21 protein-coding genes are annotated in these 21008 nt (G+C 35.8%); 8 read left to right on the top strand and 13 right to left on the bottom strand.

The window, feature by feature from the left end; all coding sequences use genetic code 11:
• Positions 1-66: 66 nt before the first annotated feature.
• The 3 genes from ACIGAM_RS01015 to ACIGAM_RS01005 are packed head-to-tail and all read right to left on the bottom strand — an operon-like array spanning position 67 to position 1821.
• Positions 67-918 carry a fructosamine kinase family protein gene (locus ACIGAM_RS01015; RefSeq protein WP_396509618.1) on the bottom strand — a complete coding sequence of 284 codons (852 nt, stop codon included), beginning with the start codon at positions 916-918 and terminating at the stop codon, positions 67-69.
• Complete coding sequence (locus ACIGAM_RS01010) at positions 905-1390, bottom strand: dihydrofolate reductase (protein WP_028376669.1); 486 nt, start codon at positions 1388-1390, stop codon at positions 905-907. Before ACIGAM_RS01010 ends, ACIGAM_RS01015 begins: the two co-directional genes overlap by 14 nt.
• Positions 1391-1395: 5 nt before the next feature.
• Complete coding sequence (locus ACIGAM_RS01005) at positions 1396-1821, bottom strand: 2TM domain-containing protein (RefSeq protein WP_396509617.1); 426 nt, start codon at positions 1819-1821, stop codon at positions 1396-1398.
• A 58-nt stretch (positions 1822-1879) separates the two neighbouring features.
• On the opposite strand from ACIGAM_RS01005, the gene ACIGAM_RS01000 reads away from it, so the two are divergent.
• Together ACIGAM_RS01000 and ACIGAM_RS00995 are read left to right on the top strand one after the other, a co-directional pair.
• Complete coding sequence (locus ACIGAM_RS01000; RefSeq protein ID WP_396509616.1) at positions 1880-2950, top strand: aminotransferase class V-fold PLP-dependent enzyme; 1071 nt, start codon at positions 1880-1882, stop codon at positions 2948-2950.
• Between the two features lie 197 nt (positions 2951-3147).
• Entirely contained in the window at positions 3148-3438 is a 291-nt protein-coding gene (locus tag ACIGAM_RS00995; RefSeq protein ID WP_396509615.1) for an isoamylase early set domain-containing protein, read from the top strand.
• A 26-nt stretch (positions 3439-3464) separates the two neighbouring features.
• Here ACIGAM_RS00995 and ACIGAM_RS00990 read toward each other — a convergent pair whose 3' ends face one another.
• The 5 genes from ACIGAM_RS00990 to ACIGAM_RS00970 all read right to left on the bottom strand — a co-directional run bounded on the left by ACIGAM_RS00990 (position 3465) and on the right by ACIGAM_RS00970 (position 7297).
• Positions 3465-3746 carry a DUF427 domain-containing protein gene (locus ACIGAM_RS00990; RefSeq protein ID WP_396509614.1) on the bottom strand — a complete coding sequence of 94 codons (282 nt, stop codon included), beginning with the start codon at positions 3744-3746 and terminating at the stop codon, positions 3465-3467.
• 39 nt (positions 3747-3785) lie between these two features.
• Entirely contained in the window at positions 3786-4760 is a 975-nt protein-coding gene (egtD, locus tag ACIGAM_RS00985; protein ID WP_396509613.1) for an L-histidine N(alpha)-methyltransferase, read from the bottom strand.
• 10 nt (positions 4761-4770) lie between these two features.
• The gene (egtB, locus tag ACIGAM_RS00980; protein WP_396509612.1) at positions 4771-5934 is read right to left on the bottom strand and encodes an ergothioneine biosynthesis protein EgtB; all 1164 of its coding nucleotides are present in this window, start codon (positions 5932-5934) and stop codon (positions 4771-4773) included.
• An 82-nt stretch (positions 5935-6016) separates the two neighbouring features.
• Positions 6017-6430: an energy transducer TonB gene (locus tag ACIGAM_RS00975; protein WP_396509611.1), complete on the bottom strand. Its 414-nt coding sequence runs from the start codon at positions 6428-6430 to the stop codon at positions 6017-6019.
• Between the two features lie 15 nt (positions 6431-6445).
• The gene (locus tag ACIGAM_RS00970; RefSeq protein ID WP_396509610.1) at positions 6446-7297 is read right to left on the bottom strand and encodes a thymidylate synthase; all 852 of its coding nucleotides are present in this window, start codon (positions 7295-7297) and stop codon (positions 6446-6448) included.
• 126 nt (positions 7298-7423) lie between these two features.
• On the opposite strand from ACIGAM_RS00970, the gene ACIGAM_RS00965 reads away from it, so the two are divergent.
• Positions 7424-7792, top strand: coding sequence for a hypothetical protein (locus ACIGAM_RS00965; protein ID WP_396509609.1), 369 nt, complete (start codon positions 7424-7426; stop codon positions 7790-7792).
• Here the strand turns inward: ACIGAM_RS00965 and ACIGAM_RS00960 are convergent, their stop codons facing one another.
• The 4 genes from ACIGAM_RS00960 to ACIGAM_RS00945 all read right to left on the bottom strand — a co-directional run bounded on the left by ACIGAM_RS00960 (position 7793) and on the right by ACIGAM_RS00945 (position 11684).
• Positions 7793-9208: a NupC/NupG family nucleoside CNT transporter gene (locus ACIGAM_RS00960; RefSeq protein WP_396509608.1), complete on the bottom strand. Its 1416-nt coding sequence runs from the start codon at positions 9206-9208 to the stop codon at positions 7793-7795.
• A gap of 6 nt (positions 9209-9214) precedes the next feature.
• The gene (locus tag ACIGAM_RS00955) at positions 9215-9823 is read right to left on the bottom strand and encodes a bifunctional nuclease domain-containing protein (RefSeq protein WP_396509607.1); all 609 of its coding nucleotides are present in this window, start codon (positions 9821-9823) and stop codon (positions 9215-9217) included.
• Between the two features lie 84 nt (positions 9824-9907).
• The gene (locus tag ACIGAM_RS00950) at positions 9908-10876 is read right to left on the bottom strand and encodes an electron transfer flavoprotein subunit alpha/FixB family protein (protein ID WP_396509606.1); all 969 of its coding nucleotides are present in this window, start codon (positions 10874-10876) and stop codon (positions 9908-9910) included.
• Positions 10877-10937: 61 nt separating this feature from the next.
• Positions 10938-11684, bottom strand: a complete 747-nt coding sequence (locus tag ACIGAM_RS00945; protein ID WP_028376656.1) for an electron transfer flavoprotein subunit beta/FixA family protein — start codon at positions 11682-11684, stop codon at positions 10938-10940.
• A 197-nt stretch (positions 11685-11881) separates the two neighbouring features.
• Between ACIGAM_RS00945 and ACIGAM_RS00940 the strand changes: the two genes are divergently transcribed.
• The 5 genes from ACIGAM_RS00940 (at position 11882) to ACIGAM_RS00920 (ending at position 19864) form a co-directional block, all read left to right on the top strand.
• Complete coding sequence (locus ACIGAM_RS00940) at positions 11882-12859, top strand: pyruvate dehydrogenase complex E1 component subunit beta (protein WP_396509605.1); 978 nt, start codon at positions 11882-11884, stop codon at positions 12857-12859.
• A gap of 179 nt (positions 12860-13038) precedes the next feature.
• On the top strand, positions 13039-15531 hold the full coding sequence (locus tag ACIGAM_RS00935) for a DUF5686 family protein (protein WP_396509604.1): 2493 nt from the start codon (positions 13039-13041) through the stop codon (positions 15529-15531).
• A gap of 167 nt (positions 15532-15698) precedes the next feature.
• Positions 15699-16226, top strand: coding sequence for an inorganic diphosphatase (locus ACIGAM_RS00930; RefSeq protein ID WP_396509603.1), 528 nt, complete (start codon positions 15699-15701; stop codon positions 16224-16226).
• A 147-nt stretch (positions 16227-16373) separates the two neighbouring features.
• Positions 16374-18740, top strand: a complete 2367-nt coding sequence (locus ACIGAM_RS00925; RefSeq protein ID WP_396509602.1) for a sodium-translocating pyrophosphatase — start codon at positions 16374-16376, stop codon at positions 18738-18740.
• Positions 18741-18835: 95 nt separating this feature from the next.
• Complete coding sequence (locus ACIGAM_RS00920; RefSeq protein WP_396509601.1) at positions 18836-19864, top strand: App1 family protein; 1029 nt, start codon at positions 18836-18838, stop codon at positions 19862-19864.
• Here the strand turns inward: ACIGAM_RS00920 and ACIGAM_RS00915 are convergent.
• Complete coding sequence (locus ACIGAM_RS00915; protein WP_396509600.1) at positions 19853-20995, bottom strand: arabinogalactan endo-beta-1,4-galactanase; 1143 nt, start codon at positions 20993-20995, stop codon at positions 19853-19855. The two genes, ACIGAM_RS00920 and ACIGAM_RS00915, sit on opposite strands and share 12 nt — an antisense overlap.
• Positions 20996-21008 lie beyond the last annotated feature (13 nt).

Raw genomic sequence — 21008 nt, 5'->3', positions numbered from 1 at the left:
TTAAGCACCTGTGAATTGGTAAGAATTTGCCAATAATATTTGGTCAAAATATAAAGTTTGTTAAATCTATATATAGGCCTTGAGAATTGCTTTTGCGGAAGTGTAATAAGACCCTCCAAAGAGATTTACGTGAACTAATATATAGTATAATTGCCAAAGTTGTAAACGTTTTTTCCATCCTGTTTTTAAAGGAAACTGACTGTTGTAAGTATCAAATAGGTGTGGATCGAATCCCCCAAAAAGATGCATTAAAGCAATATCCATCTCCCGGGGAGCAAAACTAACTGCGGGATCTATAAGAGATGGACCTCCATTAGAATTTATGAGGTAATTGCCAGACCAGAGATCGCCGTGAATTAATGCCGGTTTTTCTAAAGGAATTAATTGACTTATTTCTTTATAAAATAAATCAATAGAATTAAAGCTGTACCCGTTGTCTACTGCTAATTTAAATTGAGGTTCTAATCGTTGATTAATATAGAAATCGTAAGCAGTAGATTCTGATGTGTTGAACTGCTTTAAACTACCTATGTAATTATCGTTCTCAAAACCAAACTTATGAGAACTACTTTTGTGCAATGCAGCAAGTTGAGAACCAAAAACATTATTGAAGTCGGAATTCTTAGGTCCCGTCTCCAGATATTCTAAAATAAGGTATGAGAGATTTTCAAAATTATCGTATGTAAGCACATCAGGTACCGGGAAACTTTCTGAAGTTCTTATAAATTCTAGACCTTGTGCTTCAAGCTTAAACATATTAGGATAGGCTGAAACGTCATTAACTTTTATTACATAGTTACAATCTGAACACGAAAGTTTATAGACGTCATTGATGTCGCCACCCGTTAGCGAGGTGATTTGTATTGTCTCAACAGAAAGAGCATTTTGAAGATGTTCTTTAAAATTATCGTTTAGCATAAGTTAAATACGTAAATGAGTAGTTGTGACGCTCATCTGTATCGTGAAAGATACTTTCTAGAAGTTCCCACTTTTCAGGATCTAGTTCTGGGAAAAATGCCTCAGCTTCAAAAGTTCCGTGTACCCGCGTAAGTTCTATATGGGTTGCATAATCTAATCCTAATTTATAAATCTCGCCGCCTCCTATAATAAATGCATTTTGATCTGTATCAATATAGGTTAGAGCTTCTTCAATACTTTGCACTACAATAATATGGTCACCAGGATTGTAATTTTTTTGACGCGTGATCACAATATGCTTACGATTCGGTAAAGGTCCGTCAAGCGACTCAAAGGTTTTTCTTCCCATAATAATAGTATGGTGAGAAGTAAGTTTTTTAAATCGTTTAAAATCATCTGGCAAATGCCAGATCATTGCATTGTCTTTACCCAAAGCATTATTTTCTGCGGCAGCCGCAATCATTGTAATCATATCAATTAGGGATTTAATGGGGTATTAGGGCGTATTATTTTAGCATCGTTCTCAATCACAGGATACTCTTTTTCTACCTGAGTTAGAAGCTTTGCAATTTTATCTTTTTGTTTAGCAACTAGTTTATCAAGTTGTTCATTCTCCCATTTTTTATTCATAAACGTTCTAAAAAGAAAAACATTTAGAAAATGAATTAAAAAAAGAAAGAACCATATCAACGTAGCCCATACAAACCAGTCTACGTCAAATGGTCTAAAATCTGCACCAAAATCTAAAATTAAATTCAGAATAATAAGCAATACGGCACCTGCAAGAAATATCACAAAATGTCTAAAAAGATTTTTCTTTTCTTTGATACGTAATTGTGCATACTCTATGAGTTCACGTTGGTCACGATCTATTTTTGTGGTTTCCTGCTTTTTTGAGAACATAAGATGAGGTAAATTGTTTGTTGTTCAAATTTACAAGATTTAATCGCAGTTCTCACTTATGAAAAACTTAAAAAAAGAATTCCCGGTCACGGCAAATTATACGCATTTAAATACTGCCGGCTCTGGTTTACTCTCTGAAACCTTGCTTGATTTTAGACAAAATCACGATCTTGATTATCTGGTAATGGGGAGTTTGCTTAAAAATGACCAGGATAGTTTTTTAGATAAAGTGCGCAAAGATGTAGGTGCTTTTTTTAACTGTAACGCTTCTTATGTTGCTTTAGTTCCTAATTTTTCAATAGGATTTAATGCTGTACTTGAAGGTATACCTGCCACTCATAAAATTCTACTTCTAGAAGAAGATTACCCATCTATAAACTGGCCTGTTTTATCGCGCAATTTTAATGTGTGTTATGCTTCAATTAATGAACATCTAGAAGACAATATACAACAGGCTATCGAGAAAGAGCATCCTGATGTTTTGTGTCTAAGTTTAGTACAATATATCAGTGGTATCCGTATAGATTTAGAGTTTTTGAAAGCCTTAAAATCTAAATTTCCTAAGCTTCTTATAATCGCAGATGGTACGCAATATTGTGGGATTGAGAGTTTTGATTTTGAGAATAGTGGCATAGATATATTAGGAGCAAGCGCGTATAAATGGTTAAATGCCGGTTACGGCAATGGCTTCTTTCTAATTAAGCAAGAAACTGCTTTGCAAATTGAATTAAAAACAACTGGCTTTAATAGTATTAGAGGTAAATATAAAGAGGCGCAAAATACATTTATAGGAAAATTAGAACCGGGTCATTTAGACACTTTGGCACAAGGGAGTTTACAGGCTGCTATCGGTCTTATTAAGCGGGTAGGACAGCATCAGATAACGACTCAAATAGATATATTAAAAACAAAAGCTTTTGAGCAATTTGCTGAAAAAGGTTTGCTAGATTCTGTTGTATTAAAGCGGAAGCAGCATTCATCAATTTTTAATATAAGGGGAGATCAAAAATTATTTGAAAAATTAAATAATAATCAGATTATATGTTCTCAACGTGGAGAAGGAATACGCGTAAGTTTCCATTATTTTAATTCTCAAGACGATTTATTAAAGCTTTCAAAGTTAATTTAGCATTTAATGGAGATAATTTTCTTAGCGAAACACTTAAAATAGTAATGAATTAATTTGGTATAACGTTTTCGTATTAAATATTTAATTCTCAATACTTTAATAAAATTTATTATTCGGAAAAATAACGCTAAAAATCTGATTTCTTGTTATCTATCGATTTTCATTTATAAATTTGGAAAAACTTAAAACTAATAGTTATGCCAATTACAAAACAATTCTTAAAGTCAAAACCAGAGTGTAAAGTAACATTTGTGGTTGAGAATGTTGAAGCTGATGCGGTTGCTGTAGCGGGAGATTTCAATAACTGGGAGAGAGCCGAACTAAAAAAATTAAAAAACGGATCTTTTAAAGGTTCTTTAAATATACCTGTTGATGCTTCTTATGAGTTTAAATATGCAGTAGATCAAAATTGGATGACAGAGCCTGATGCAGACGGTACAAAATGGAATGATTTTGCGGGTGCAGACAATAGTATTCTGGCATTATAAATAAATTAAGTAGGTGTTAGTGTTAGCTACTCGCTGACACTAACGCCTTTCCAAAAGGCAACGTAATTAGCAATGTGCTTTGCCTTCTCTTTAGGCTCTGGATAATACCAGCCAGCATCTTTTAGCGTGTCGCCATCTACTGTAATTGAATAATAGTGGGCTTTACCTTTCCAAGGACAGGTTGTCTGAGTTTCGGTTTTAGATAAAAACTCAGGTTTTACATCCTTCAGTGGAAAATAATGATTTCCCTCAACTAGAATGGTCTCATTGCTTTCTGCAACAACTGCATCTTTCCAAATTGCTTTCATCTTTTTACTTTTTAGTGCTCTTCTATAGAATATAGAGGGCTATTTCTTAATTCTGAAAATATAATCTGTAAAATAATTTTGATGATCTGTATATTGTTTTTCAATATATAAGCCAGCTTCTTGTGCTAGCCAATTAACAATATCATCATCATATTTTTGAGAAATTTCGGTGTGAATACTTTCCCAGGCAGAAAAATGAATGTCTAGATTTAATTTTTGAATTGTAATTGTTTGGTCTTTTGTGCTTACTAAGAAACTTTTTGTAGTGCCGCTTTCCGGATCGTAAACAGGCCAATGTTTAAAGTTATCAATCTCAAAATTTGCATCCATTTCTTGATTAATACGACTAAGCAGATTTTTATTGAAACTTTCTGTTACCCCTTGAGAATCATTATAGGCTTTAAGAATAACTTCGGGATTCTTTTTTTGATCAAATCCCATAAATAAAAGATCATCGGGTTGCATTGATTTACGTATAGTTGTCAAAAACTCCACGGCATATTGATGAGAAAGATTACCAATATTTGAGCCTAAAACAACAATTACCATTTTGCGGTCTTTTTGCTGCTCGCTCAGTTTATTTAGAATATTAAAATAAGTTCCTTGTTCTGTTTTAATATCTAGCTTAGGCCATCTTTTAAGAACGTCTTCTTCTAATTCATCAAGTACATTCTGACTTATGTCTATAGGTCTGTAGGTAAAATTTAGTTTAGAATTCACCAATTCTTGCAGTAGTATTTTAGTTTTCTTGCCATCACCTGCACCTAACTCAACAAGATCAAAGCCAGTCTTGTCTGAGAAGAGTTGTGCTATATCTGCTTTGTTTTCTTCGATTATAGCTCGTTCACATTCGGTTAAATAATACTCAGGAAGCGCCATTATTTTTTGAAATAATTTATCTCCTTTTTTATCATAAAACCATTTTGATGATAAGTATTTAGGGAATGCCGTTAGCCCTTCATATACCTCTTCTTCAAAAGTATTTTCAAACTTTGTTTCTTGATTTGTCTTCATTTATAAAATATTAGCGTGCAAGGCGTAAGCCAGTAAACTGCCACCTAAGTTGGGGGTGAAAAAAATTGCGATAGGTGGGTCTTGTATGATTTTTGGATGTTGCTACAGAGCCCCCACGAAGAGTTTTTTGACTAACCATAAACTTACCATTATATTCCCCAAGTGCTCCTGGAGCTTTAGTATAATTGGGGTAAGGTAAGTAAGCACTTTCTGTCCACTCCCAGCGTTCACCCCAATTAAATTGTGATTGTGCTACTTCCCATTCAAATTCTGTAGGTAAACGCATTCCCTTCCATTGAGCATAGGCAAAAGCTTCGTAATAGGATATATGCGTAACAGGGGCTTCGAGATTTAGTTTTTGTAATCCGTTTAACCCATAATATTCCCAACCATCATTTTGTTTATGCCAGTATAGGGGTGCTATAATATTATTCTCAGTAACCCAAGACCATCCTTCGCTATGCCATAATAAGGTTTGTTCATAACCAGAATCTTCAATAAACTGCAAGTATTCTGCATTAGTTACTAAACGACTGCTTATCTCAAAAGAATTGAGGTAGACTTTGTGTAATCCTAACTCATTATCATAACAAAAATCTGATCCGGTATGACCTATGGTATAAATGCCTTCGTCAATAGATAGCCATTCTGCAGGTTTAGGGTTAAGTTGAAATTCTCTAAAATCACTTGAATATGTGGGTAGTAGTGGGTTGTTACCTAAAATGTACTTTATATCTGTGAGTAATAATTCCTGATGTTGTTTTTCGTGATGAATACCTATCTCAATGAGACTTTCGACTTCTTCAGAAGGGTTTTCTTCGAGTAGTTCTTTAAGGGCATTGGTTACGTGCTTTCGGTAAGAATAGACTTGATCTACAGTAGGTCTTGAGAGATTGCCGCGATCTGTACGCACGACTCTGGCTCCCATACTTTCGTAATAACTATTAAATACAAATGCAAAATGATCATCGTAAACTTGATAATCTGTTTTATGTTTTTTGAGTATAAAATCTTCAAAGAACCATGTAGTATGTCCTAAATGCCATTTAGGTGGGGAAACATCTTCTATAGGTTGAACTACATAATCTTCAATTTGCAAAGGCTTACAAATAGTTTCTGTATGCTCCCGTGTTTCAAGTAAAAAATCTAATAGCGAGATAGAACTGGTAATCATAGAAATAGTATATAACTTTAGGTTATTCCCAAAGTTACACAATTATTGCCTTGACCTTTTTTACACGTGCGTTAACAGGGCGTTAAAAAGTAAAAGGCATGGTATATTTAATGGCTCTTGGGCTTCCACCTGCTTTTCCTGGTGTCATTTGTGGTATTGCCAGGATATTGCGCTTAGCTTCTTCCTGTAACACTTTAGTTCCTCCTTTTACACCTAGAATTTGAGGTTTACCCTCCTCATTAATTACAAAATCAACGACCACTTTTTCTTTTACAGTGCCCTTTTTATAACCTTCCGGAAATCTAAAATTACTTACTACGTGTTTAACTAATTCTTTTTTAAAGCAGGCTTTTGTTTCAGCTGCATTACCTATACAGCCGGGCCAAATTGGAGGAATTTCGGTTATAGATATTGCGTTGCCAGATACAGTCACGCCTTCCTGAGCAAAGCTTAAACTGCTAACTGTTAAAAATGCAATTAAAAATAGAGTTCTCATAAATTAAAGTTGGGGTTAAATAGCTACCGCTCCTTTAATGTGAGGATGCGGATTATAATTCTCTAATGTAAAATCTTCAAATTTGAAGTCAAATATATTTTTGACTTCAGGATTGATTTTCATTGTCGGTAAGGTGCGTATTTCTCGGCTCAATTGCAAGTTTAATTGCTCGATATGATTATTATAAATATGAGCATCGCCAAAAGTGTGTACAAAATCTCCGGGAGCATAATCACAAACTTGTGCAATCATCATTGTGAACAGAGCGTAAGAAGCTATATTAAATGGAACCCCTAAAAAAACATCTGCGCTACGCTGATAAAGTTGGCAGGAAAGTCTAGGTCTTTTGTCTTCGCTATTAAGATCTGCAGGAGCAACATAAAACTGAAAGAAAGCATGACAAGGCGGAAGCGCTGCTTTACCATTTGCTACATTTTCGGCAAATGACTTTGAAGTGTCTGGTAATACACTGGGATTCCAGGCGCTTACAAGCATACGTCTGCTATTTGGGTTTGTTTTGAGGGTTTCAATAACCTCTTTGATTTGGTCTATTTCTTCACTTGCCCAGTTGCGCCATTGGTGACCATAAACAGGGCCTAAATCTCCATTGTCATCTGCCCATTCATTCCATATACGAACACCGTTTTCTTGAAGGTAAGCGATATTAGTTTCTCCTTTTAAAAACCAAAGCAATTCATATATAATTGATTTAAGGTGTAATTTTTTTGTAGTAACCATGGGAAAACCCTCACTCAAATCAAAACGCATTTGATATCCAAAAACGCTTAAGGTACCAGTACCAGTACGATCGCCTTTCTGAATTCCATTTTCTAAAATATGTTTTGCTAATTCGTGATACTGTTTCATTGGAATGTTTTTTTCGGTTCAAAAATAAAAGAACCCGATGCGAGAAAAATGTTAATAAGTTAAAATTTTCTAAATACTTATTAACTTTAAATAAGTATTTTTGTGACGAATTAATTATTCACATATATGATTATTGATAATATAAGGCAGTACTCTTTTGCTAAAGCCACATACTTTGATACGTATGTTTGTATTGAATTCAATAGTGATTTAAAAGAAGTGCTAGTAGAACAGGCACAACTTTTGTTAAAAGATATGGCAGCATATTATGGTGGTCAAAAATTTGTAATTGTCTCTCAACGCGGTTTAGAAACAAATCTTGATCCTGAAATTCTTAAAATACTAAACCTTTCAAAAGTTGAAGGTCTTGCGATAGTATCTCCAGATGCAGAAGAACGTAGAAAAATTCTGATAAAAGAACAGAGTTTGTTTGAGGGTTCTTTCGCCTACTTTGAAACCTACGAAGCTGCAAGAGAGTGGGCTCTTACCTTCTAATTATCCTATAAGCATACCTGCCAGTGTAGCAGATAATAATGATGCTATAGTACCGCCTATAACAGCTTTAAGTCCAAATTCTGAGAGTGTTTTACGTTGTCCCGGTGCCAGTGATCCTATACCTCCTATCTGTATTCCTATAGAAGCAAAGTTTGCAAAACCGCAAAGCATATACGTTGCCATAATTACAGATTTTTGATAGGTAAAACTAATATCGTTTACTGGGTTTTTTAAATCTGCGAGTTGTATGTAGCCTACAAACTCACTTGCAGCAAGCTTAATGCCCAACAGCTGTCCCATAAGCATTACATCTTCTTTTGCCACACCTATAAGCCACATTAAAGGAGCAAAAACAGTTCCTAGAATTGCTTCAATAGAAAAGCTTTCATAGGGTGTGTTAGCGGCTAAAAAGCTGTTAAGTGTGGTAAATTCTCCTATTTTATTAAAGCCGTAGTTTATCATTGCTATAAACGCAACAAATACGAGTAGCATAGCGCCTACATTGGCTGCAAGCTTTAAACCTTCAGTTGTTCCTGTGGCGATAGCATCTAAGATATTAGAACCTATTTTATCTGAAGAAACTTCTACTCTTGCATCAATTTCTTGTTGTTGGGGATATAATAGTTTTGAAACTACAATTGCACCTGGCGCAGCCATAACAGATGCAGCTAGTAAATGACGGGCAAACTCGAGACGAGCAGCAGGGTCATCGCCACCTAAAAATCCTATGTAAGCAGCTAAAACTCCTCCGGCTACTGTGGCCATACCGCCTATCATAACCAATAAAATTTCAGAACGCGTCATGCGCTCTAAGTACGCTTTGATCATTAAAGGAGCTTCAGTTTGTCCTAAAAATATGTTTCCGGCAACAGATAAACTTTCGGCACCCGAAATATTCATGAGTTTGGTAAGAACCCATGCCATTCCTTTTACAACAATTTGAATGATCCCTAAATAAAATAAAACAGAGGTAAGCGCCGAGAAGAAAATGATTGTGGGTAGCACCTGAAAAATGAAAATGAAGCCATAGCTTGCGGTGTCCATCATGCCTCCTAACAGAAATTCACTACCAGCAGCGGTAAACTCTAGAATTTTCACAAAAATTTTCCCTACAAACTCAAAGAGATTTTGAACAAAAGTAATCTTAAGTACTCCGTAGGCCAATAGAAGTTGGGCTGTTAAACCTACTCCTATAGTTTTCCAGTTTATAGCTTTCCGGTTTGCACTTAGAAGATAGGAAATAAGTAAGAGGCAAAACATACCCAAAACTCCGCGCCAAAGACTATCAAATGAAAATCCTGCATTAGGAATTAGTTTTTTTGCTTCTGCTACTGGTAATATTTCTTCTACCGTCTGCGCGATTGCGCCTGAAATTGTAATAAAAGAAAGGATAAGGTAAGAAAGTAATTTTCGCATCTATAGTTAATTGCGTTTAGAAATCTCGTCACGTATTTTAGCTGCAGCTTCATAATCTTCTGAAGCTACCGCTTCATCAAGAGCTGCATTAAGATCGCTAAGCGACATTTTTTTATAATCATTACTTTCTATAGATTCATCTTCTACAACAAGTTGATCTACCAGGATATCATTATCATACCCTTCCTGATCTGATTCTGAACCCTTGAGGAATATACCTGCTTTATCAAGTATATTTTTATAGGTAAATATGGGTGCGTTAAAGCGCAATGCTAAAGATATAGCATCACTCGTTCTGGCATCTATTATTTCTTCTATAGTATCGCGCTCACAGATAATACTGCTATAAAAGACACCATCTACTAATTTATGTATAATTACCTGCTTTACATTTATTTCAAAACGATCTGCGAAGTTTTTAAATAAATCGTGGGTAAGTGGCCTTGGCGGCATAATTTCTTTCTCAAGTGCGATTGCAATTGATTGTGCTTCAAAAGCACCTATAACTATGGGTAGTTTACGGTCACCGTCAACTTCACTTAGAATTAAAGCGTATGCGCCATTCTGTGTCTGGCTATACGATATTCCCTTAATATTCAAACGCACTAAACTCATAAGTTGCAAAAATATAAAAAGGCTGTTTAAAAGAGGACAAGTATCCAAATTTAAACAGCCCTTTGAGTAGCCGAAAATACTAAATTAAGAGTTATTAGCTTTAAACTCTTTTAATTTTTCATTAAGACGTGGTACAATGTCAAAAGCATCGCCTACAATCCCGTAGTCTGCGGCCTTAAAAAACGGAGCTTCTGGGTCAGAATTGATAACAACTTTTACCTTAGAAGAATTAATTCCTGCAAGGTGTTGTATCGCTCCAGATATACCAATGGCAATATATAAATTAGAGGCTACAGGTTTACCGGTTTGCCCTACGTGCTCACCGTGTGGCCTCCAACCCATATCAGATACTGGTTTAGAGCATGCAGTTGCAGCACCTAAAATATCTGCCATTTCTTCAATCATTCCCCAGTTTTCTGGTCCTTTCAATCCGCGACCACCACTTACAACAACTTCTGCGTCTGCAATAGTTACTTTGTCTTTTGCCTTATCTACAGACTTTACTTCAACATTAAATTGAGAATCGTCAAGTTGTGGATTAAAAGATTCTTCTGCAGCTTCTTTTTGAGACTCTTTTAAACCGTAGCTATTTTTTGAAAGACCTACGATTTTGATTTCGGTAGTAATTTCGGTATGGTTAAAAGCTTTATTTGTAAAAGCGGTACGCTTTACCGTAAATGGTGATTGGCTCTCTGGTAATGCAACCACATTAGAGGCATACCCGGCATTAAGATCTATCGCCAGAATTGGCGCAAGATATTTAGCATTTGCACTGCTGCTAACAACAATAACTTTTGCACCTTCTTGAGATACTGCCTGAGTTATTGCACTTGCATATGCATTGGCAGTAAATGAATTTAATTTATCATTCTTTATATGTAAGACTTTATCAGCACCATAAAGTCCTAGCTCAGAGGTATTCTCTGCATTGATAGCCAGCGCAGTCACCGTTGTATTCATCATATCTGCTATGCCTCTTGCATAACTTACAACCTCGTAAGAGGTTTTCTTAAATTTTCCTTCTTCTGATTCTGTATATACTAAAACTGACATATTTCTTTAAAATTTTAAGTTTCCGCAAGCGGAAAAATGGTTTTTAATTCTTTGAATACTATTAAATGGCTTTAGCTTCATTGTGAAGTAAATCTATAAGCTCATCTAAATTGTCTGGAGAAATTAATTTTACAGCACCTTTAGGAGCTGGTTTCTCAAACGAAACCGCTTTAGTTTCAGTTGAAGCGCCCTGTGGTTCTTTAACATCTAATGGTTTTTTACGAGCCATCATTATACCTCGCATATTAGGAATGCGTAGATCACTTTCTTCAACAAGTCCTTTTTGACCACCTATTACTAATGGTAACTTTGCAGTAACTGTTTCTTTACCACCATCTATTTCTCGTATTGCTGTCGCAGAATCTCCATCAACCTCAAGACTTATACATGTATTAATAAAACTTGCCCCAATTAAGCTCGCAAGCATTCCCGGAACCATACCACCATTGTAATCTATAGATTCACGACCTGCGATTATTAAATCGTAATTACCTTCTTTAGCAATTACACTCAATTCTTTTGCTACCTGAAAGCCATCAAGAGCTTCTGTGTTAATACGTATGGCAGAATCTGCACCTATAGCAAGCGCCTTACGTAATGTAGGCTCTGTTTCTGCACCACCTACATTTACAATATCTACAGTTGCATTTTGCTTTTCTTTAAACCACATAGCTCGTGTTAAGCCAAACTCGTCATTAGGATTAATAACAAATTGAACACCGTTAGTGTCAAATTTTGTGTCGTTTTCAGTAAAGTTGATTTTTGAAGTCGTATCAGGTACGTGGCTGATGCACACTAATATTTTCATATATAATTTTCTTTTAAGAGTAACTATTTCGTTTGCGCTACGAAATTAAGCATTAATATTTGAAATTTACTATGCGCGCATAACAAATTTTAGTTAAATCCAATTCTTTTAGGTTGATTTAATTGCTATTTTTGCTACCCCTACAAATTTGGGGATTTTTACTTGATTTAACTGTATTACTACATCCACTTTAATATATGAAAACAATACAATTTAGGGAAGCCATTTGTGAGGCTATGAGTGAAGAAATGCGTCGGGACGACACAATTTACCTTATGGGTGAAGAAGTAGCAGAATACAATGGGGCTTATAAAGCTTCAAAAGGTATGCTAGACGAGTTTGGTCCAGAACGTGTTATTGACACTCCAATTTCTGAGCTTGGTTTTGCAGGAATTGCCATAGGTAGTGCGATGAACGGGAATCGTCCTATTGTAGAATATATGACGTTTAATTTTTCATTAGTAGGTATTGACCAGATTATAAACAACGCAGCAAAAATACGCCAGATGTCTGGTGGTCAATTTAACTGCCCTATTGTTTTTAGAGGTCCTACAGCTTCAGCGGGTCAATTAGGAGCAACACACTCACAAGCATTTGAGAGCTGGTTTGCAAATACTCCTGGTTTAAAGGTAATTGTACCTTCTAACCCTGCAGACGCAAAAGGTCTTTTAAAAGCTGCTATACGTGACGATGATCCAGTTATTTTTATGGAAAGCGAGCAGATGTATGGTGATAAAGGTGAAGTGCCAGAGGGTGATTACTTAATCCCAATAGGTGTAGCCGACATTAAGAGAGCAGGTACAGATGTTACCATTGTTTCTTTTGGTAAAATTATTAAAGAAGCTTATACAGCTGCAGACGAATTAGAAAAAGAAAGTATTTCTTGTGAGATTATAGATTTACGTACAGTAAGACCATTAGATATAAATGCGGTTCTAGAATCTGTGAAAAAAACAAATAGATTAGTGATTCTTGAAGAGGCTTGGCCTTTTGGAAATGTTTCTACAGAAATTACCTATCAAGTACAGGAGCAGGCATTTGATTATTTAGATGCTCCTATTGTAAAAATAAATACTGCAGACACTCCTGCACCTTACTCTCCGGGACTTTTAAAAGAATGGATTCCTAACAGCAATGATGTTGTTAAAGCTGTTAAAAAAGTACTTTACAGGTAAATAGTTACAACTATCTTTGAAGCTTCATTAATCTACGATTAATGAAGCTTTTTTTGTTAATAAAGTTTCTGTTTTACGACAAACAGAACTTGTGCGGAAGAGTTACCGTATATGTATTACTAATTAACGCTATATAAACAGCGTTAGACGCTCCCCAAAGAGACCTACTTAATGTATTTATGAAGAGAATTTTTTTCTTACTAATTCTAGCCCTTATTCCTGTGTTGACTCATAGTCAAACTAAAGCAGGTGGTATGGTTTATGACGATGCGGGTAATCCTATCCCTTTTGCAAATGTTATTTTTGCAGGTTCTTCAGAAGGTACCATTACAAATGAAGATGGTAGATTTTACATACAATCAGACGCGACATACACTGCTTTAAAAGTCTCTTTTGTTGGTTTTCAATCTAAAGAAATAGCATTGCCTAAAAAAGTAAATTATGATTTAGAAATTACGCTTGGTGAAGAAACCGAAAGTTTAAATGAGGTGGTAATTTACACTGGGAAACAATCTAAAAAGAACAACCCGGCAATAGATATTTTAAGAAAAATCTGGGAGAATAAACGATCTAACGGACTCAGCAATGTTAAGCAGTACCAATATGATAAATATGAAAAAGTAGAATTTGACTTAAATACCATTGACAGTGCTTTAATAAACAGTAAAATCTTTAATAAGATGGAGTTTATTTTTGACCAGATGGATACTTCAAGAATAACCGGAAAAACATATCTACCTATATTCATTAATGAGCGTAGTAGTAAGGTTTTTGGTGATAACGAGTTGGGTAAAGAAAAAGAGGAGTTAGAAGGTAATCGCAATAGTGGTTTTAGTACAAATCAAACGCTAATCGCATTTATTCAGGAGCTTTATAATGAGTTTAATATATATGATAATTATTTAAAATTCTTTGATAAAAGTTTTGTAAGCCCCTTATCAACTACCGGTATTGACACCTATAATTATGTACTTGCAGACAGTACATTTATTAAAGATAAATGGTGTTATAATATCATATACTATCCAAGACGTTCTAACGAGCTTACATTTAAAGGAGATTTTTGGGTAAATGATACGACGTGGGCTATTAAAGAAATCAACCTTCAGGTTAATAAAAGTGCCAATATTAACTGGGTTAAGGAGATTTATATAGAGCAGGAGTATGATGTACTTAATGACTCGGTATTTTTAATTACACGCGATTATTTTCTTTCAGATTTTTCAATTCGGAAAAAGGAAGGAAGCCGCGGCATCTATGGAAAGCGTACAACACTCTACGACAATTACGTTTTTGATAAAAAATTAGAAGAGAAAATCTACGAAGAGCGGGTTACTAAATACGATGAAGATGTATATACAAAAACCGATGAATTCTGGGAAGAAAAGCGTCTGGAGCCACTAAGTAAAGACGAGAAAGGGGTTTATGTTATGTTAGACTCACTAAAAAAAGTGCCTAAATTTCAGCGTTTGTATGATGCCGGTGCTGTTTTAGTAAGTGGTTATTATGAATGGGACCAGGCAAATTTAGATATAGGACCCGTGTTTTCGGCATTTGGTTTTAACGATGTAGAAGGGTTGCGACTGCGTTTAGGAGCACGTACCTATTTTGATCAGAATGATCCTTGGCGTTTAGAAGGTTTTGGAGCTTATGGTTTTAAAGATGATAAATTTAAATTCGGTATTTCGGGTAAGGTATTATTAGACAGTAAAGCACGATTAATTGTTTCAGGAGGGTATAGACAAGATGTGGAGCAAATTGCAGCAAGTCTTACAACTTCTACAGATGTTTTAGGTAGAAACCTGGCTTCTTCATCACTGGTAACTGTGGGTAATAATGATCAATTAACCAGTATTAAACTAGCTAATTTTGCAATTGAAGCAGAGTTTTTAAAGAATTTAATTATTAGATCTGACATCTCTTATAGGACCTTAGAGTCTGCGTCTCCTACGTTTAATCTTGACTACTATACAGATTTCTCCCAAACTGCTATTGAATCTGATGTTAAGCAAACAGAGTTTGTGGTAAGTGCTATTTTTGAACCCGGTAAACGTACTGCAGGATATGGGGTAGAGCGTACTACAAGTAATGAATGGTTTCCTACCTTGTTTTTAGGATATACTAAAGGAGTTGAAGGTCTTTTTGATAGTGATTTCGATTATGAAAAGCTTCAGTTTTCTTACAGACAGCCTTGGCGTATGGGAGGTTTAGGAACTTTTAGTTCTACAATTGAAGCAGGGACCACTTTTGGGGAGGTGCCATTGAGTCTGCTTAGTATTATACCTGGAAACCAGAATTTATTTTCTATTTACGGTACGTTTCCACAGTTAAATTATTACGAGTTTGTCACAGATACGTATGCTACGCTACATTTAGAGCATAATTTTGGAGGGCGTATTTTTGGTAAGGTACCATTTCTAAAAAAATTAAACCTTCGCGAGATTATAGGTTTTAGAGGGGCCTGGGGTCAAATTTCAGACGAGAATCAACGTATAAACGCATCCAATATTCAGTACATAGCGCCAGACAGCAAGCCGTATTATGAATACAGTTTTGGTATAGGAAACATTCTAAAAATTCTACGTATAGATTTTAACTTTAGAGGAAATTATCTTGACGTTCCTGATGCTCGAAAGTTTGGAGTTACCGGTGCATTAGAGTTCTCATTCTAAATTACACACAAATGATATGATTTAGAGCATTTTAGTTTTGGGCAAAAAATCTATCTTCAACGACTTCTGGTGCTACTTTTATAAGAATTGTTTGTCCTAACTTCTTATTTGGTCTATTTTTGCAGCCTATTTCAGGTAATAAAACAATAGAAAAAATATATAATAGCATGACAAAAGAGCAAATTTCAACATTTGACGTTCTTATCGAAATCCCTAAGGGTAGTCGTAATAAGTATGAGTATGATTTTAAGTTGAAAAAAATACGTTACGATCGTATGATTTTTTCATCTATGATGTACCCTGCAGATTATGGTTTCATTCCTGAAACTTTAGCCTTAGACGGAGATCCTTTAGATGTTTTAGTGTTAGTAACAGAGCCTACTTTTCCTGGTTGTGTTATGGAAGTGAAGCCAATTGGTGTTTTCCATATGACCGATGAAAAAGGTCCTGATGAGAAAATTATTTGTGTTCCTGTAAGTGATCCTATTGCAAGCAGTACTACAGATCTAAGTGAATTAAATCCTCATCTTATTAAAGAAATCGAACACTTCTTTCAGGTTTACAAAGACTTAGAAAAGAAAAAAGTTGATGTAGGCGGTTTTGGTGATGTAAACGAAGCTAAAGAAATTATAGTACAATGTATTCAACGCTTTGCAGATAGTGATGTTCCTAAAGAAGAAGTGAGCATAGACTAATATCGCAACGATATCCTAAGTAATTTGAAAGACCGCTAATAAGCGGTCTTTTTTTATTGTATATTCTCGGTAAATAATGAAATTATTTATATTAATCTCAATTTTGCTACATTAGCATTACATTATTTATAAATCAAAAGCTTATTTATGGAATCAAACATTATCTACGTGCCAATTGCATTGGCAATTTTAGGACTGCTTTTTATGTTTATTAAAATGGCCTGGGTTAAAAAACAACCTGCAGGTAGTGAGAAAATGCAAAGCATCTCTAAAAGTATTAAGGAGGGAGCTCTTGCATTTTTAGCTGCAGAATATAGACTGCTGCTCATATTTGTTGTTATTGCCTCGGCATTACTATTCGGTATATCGTATATAGTAGACACCACAAGTTGGATGATTGTACCTGCATTTATAATGGGAGCATTTTTTTCGGCACTTGCCGGAAACATAGGAATGCGTATCGCTACTGATGCCAATGCGCGTACTGCAGAAGCTGCAAAAACAAGTTTACCACAGGCGTTGAAAGTAAGTTTTGGTGGTGGTACGGTTATGGGGCTTGGTGTTGCGGGATTAGCAGTACTGGGATTGAGTTTAATTTTCTTATTCTTAATGGGAAGCTTTCTCACTGAAGGGGGTAATTTTTATAAGGAGATGACAGTGGTTCTTGAAACCTTAGCCGGGTTTTCATTAGGAGCAGAATCTATCGCGCTGTTTGCGCGTGTAGGTGGTGGTATTTATACAAAGGCTGCAGATGTAGGAGCAGATCTTGTAGGTAAAGTTGAGGCCGGTATTCCAGAAGATGACCCACGTAACCCGGCGACAATTGCAGATAATGTAGGTGATAATGTAGGAGATGTTGCAGGTATGGGAGCAGATCTTTTTGGTAGCTATGTAGCAACTGTTCTGGCGGCTATGGTACTAGGAAATTATCTCGTGCAGGATATGTCACAGGGAACTCAATTTGTTGATGCTTTTAATAATATGGGGCCTATTTTGCTTCCTATTGTAATTGCGGGAGTTGGTATTTTAGCGTCAATATTAGGTACATTCTTGGTAAGTATTAAAAATAATGAAGCTAAAGAAACGCAGGTTCAACGGGCCTTAGATATGGGTAATTGGGTCGCAATTCTTTTAACCCTTGTAGCAAGTTATTTTCTTATAGACTGGATGCTTCCTCAAACTATGTCTATGCACTTTTTTGGTGAGGGCTATAAAGATATTCCGTCTTTAAATGTTTTTTGGTCGGCGTGTATAGGTCTGGCTGTAGGCGCATTAATTTCTGTAGTAACAGCACATTATACCAGTTTAGGCAAAGGACCTGTTATGAATATTGTCAAAAATTCTTCGACTGGTGCAGCGACTAACATCATTGCTGGTCTGGCGGTAGGTATGAAATCTACATTTCTTTCAGTATTACTTTTTGCTGCTGCTATTTATGGTTCTTACGAGTTAGCGGGCTTTTATGGGGTCGCTCTAGCTGCTTCTGCAATGATGGCGACTACAGCAATGCAGCTGGCAATAGATGCATTTGGTCCTATAGCAGACAATGCAGGTGGTGTGGCAGAAATGAGTAATCTTGAAGATCACGTGCGCGAACGTACCGATATTTTAGACTCTGTAGGTAATACAACAGCAGCGGTAGGTAAAGGTTTTGCTATAGCCTCTGCAGCACTTACAGCACTTGCGTTATTTGCAGCATACGTAACTTTTACAGGAATTGATGGAATAAATATATTTAAGGCAGATGTTCTTGCTGCACTTTTTGTAGGCGGAATGATTCCTGTTGTATTTTCAGCTCTAGCGATGCAATCTGTAGGTAAAGCAGCGATGGAAATGGTACAGGAAGTACGACGTCAGTTTAGAGAAATACCAGGTATTCTAGAGGGTACAGGAAAGCCAGAATATGGCAAATGCGTCGAGATTTCTACCAAAGCGGCGCTACGTGAAATGATTCTTCCCGGTTTAATTACTATAATTACTCCTGTTTTAATGGGATTAATTTTTGGAGCTGAACCATTAGGAGGTTATATGGCAGGTGTATGTGTATCTGGTGTAATGTGGGCTATTTTTCAAAACAATGCGGGTGGTGCCTGGGATAATGCAAAGAAGTCTTTTGAAGCAGGAGTAGAGATAGATGGCAAAATGTCTTATAAAGGTAGTGATGCACATAAAGCAGCAGTCACGGGTGATACAGTAGGTGATCCCTTTAAGGATACATCTGGCCCTTCTATGAATATTTTAATAAAATTGACCTGTTTAGTAGGTTTGGTAATTGCTCCTATTTTAGGCAATCACTCTGAAGATGCAATAGCAAACACAAACAACATACAGATTGAAGTCAAGGTAGAAAATGAGGGTAGCGATTTAGTAAGCGCTGTTATTACAGAAACTTCAACGGTTAATGGAAAAGCAAAATTCACCAAAAAACATATTCAAGGTAGTGAGGCAGAGGTACAAGAACAATTAGCTGTCTACAATAAGAAATCAGGATCTAGAGTTTCAAAAATACAATAGGCTCAACAAATTGAGCATTAAATTATAACGAATCCTTAAGACAACTTTACCATTAAAATCCCGGCTAGTCAGCCGGGATTTTATAATTTAAAGTTATGTTGAAAGATGTTTTACAAAGATTGCACTTGCATAAAAAAGATCCATTACAGATACATGGGTATCAAAGCTATGGAACAAACGAACATATCTATTTATTAGGTAGAGCTCTTGAAGATGAGGGTGTTAATCTTGAGAGAACAGGTTTTGTAAATGCGTTTAAGAACGCCTATAAACAGTTTAGAAGTGACGAGTTATCAAAAGCGAGATTAAAAATTAAGCTTCCAGATGATAGAGTCCTTTATGCTGTGACAGATAATGAAGGCTATTTTAAAATAGATGAAAAAATAGCTGATTTAAAAAGTTTAACAAATGATGAGGGCTGGTTACAATTAGAGTTAAGTTATGATGATGAAAATCAAAAGCGTCTGGTTAATAATGATAACAGATTTGCTGCTCAGATGCTCATACCATCAGAAAAGGTAGAGTATGGTGTCATTAGTGATATTGACGATACCATGCTTAAAACCGGTGTAACTTCTTTATTAAAATGGAGAGTAATTTTAAACACCATTTTTAGAGGTGTAGGTAAGCGTTCCCCTTTCAACGGTGCAGCAGATTTTTACAAAAAATTACATTTAGGTAAATCTGGCAATGCATCTAATCCTATGTTTTATGTGAGTAACAGTCCATGGAATTTATATCACTATCTTGAGGCTTTCATTAAACAAAATAATTTTCCTAAAGGAGCTATTTTGCTTCGGGATTTACGAACTCCTTTTGACAGAACACCTAAGCCTGAAAAGCCACACAAGCAACACGAGATTAGAAATATTTTAAAGACTTACCCAGATCTTCAATTTGTTCTAATAGGTGATAGCGGTGAGCACGATGCAGATATTTACATTGAGATCGCTGAAGAATATCCAGAACGCATAAAAGCTATTTATTTACGAAGTGTAAATCACGAAAAACGTGCCTTTAGAGTACGAGGCTTATTAGAAAAATTTGAGGTTACACCTGCACTTTTAGTAAAAGATAGTAGTACGGCAGAAGAGCATGCGCGTGAATTAGATTTAATAATTTAAATCCTTATAATTTTTTATATCATAAAATTCAAATGCAGGTAAGGCCTCGTTTGAATTTGAACTATCAAAAAATGTGGCATTATCCCAGTGTGATCCTGTACCCCAAAGCGTTTTTGAGGTTGAGCTGATCCAGGCGGGTTCCCAGTAAATCACACCAAGACCTCCTACTTTTAAAACTTCACGAGTAAGCTTTATCATATAGTTTTTCTGACCTTCTGGTGTTGCGGGGTAGCCTTCAATCAAAGCATCTTCGCCTAAGATATTACCGGCTTTATCAATATTATTTAATGTGTGCGGGTACGCCGTCTCAACAATAACTAACTCTTTTTTATAGGTGGTTCTTAAGGAATCTATAGCTATAGAAAGTTTATTTAGCGGGTATGTTGACCATTTAGAATAATACGACAATCCGATTATATCAAAATCATTTACACCATTTTCTTCAGCATCTTTAAACCAATAGAGTGCATTTTCGGGCTGTGCTATGTGTAGAACAATTTTTACAGGTTGAATAAATGTATCAGAAAAATCTCTGACGGCTTTGATGCCGCTGTTGAGTAATAAAGCATTCCGTGTCCAATTAATGCTAGCTGTATTTACCGTGTCCAGGGGTTGAAGAATTTCAATATTGGTTTCATTTCCTACCTGAACCCATTGTGGGGCCAGATTCTCATCTGCTAATTTCGTCAGCGTTTTAAAGGTGTAGTTGTAAACGCTATCAGCCATTGTAAGGTCGTCTAGTATAGTATCCCAGGCTTTAGGGCGTTCTTGCTTTTGAGGATCAACCCAAAAGTCTGAATAGTGAAAATCAAGCAACACAGCTACGCCGGCTTTGTGAGCACGTTTAATAGACCTTTTTACATCTTCAAAATTAGAATAGGGTGAGTGTTCTGGATTATGCCATAACCGTAGACGTATAATATTAGCGCCTTTTTCTGCAAAATAAGCATACGGGTCTATGGTATCTCCTGCCGATGTAAAATAAGCGTCAGAATCTTCAATCTCATTTACATACGACAAGTCTGCTCCCAGAATGGGAGCTTTTGGTTGTGCTATAAATTCAATGGTATCAGGTTTATCACAACTTAAGATAAGTATTGCTATAACTAGAAAGCCATTTAGATAGTTCAAAGATTCTGATGTT

The sequence above is a fragment of the Leeuwenhoekiella sp. NPDC079379 genome, from assembly GCF_044542075.1.
Classification (GTDB): Bacteria; Bacteroidota; Bacteroidia; order Flavobacteriales; family Flavobacteriaceae; genus Leeuwenhoekiella.
This window is presented reverse-complemented; position numbering and strand designations above follow the sequence as displayed.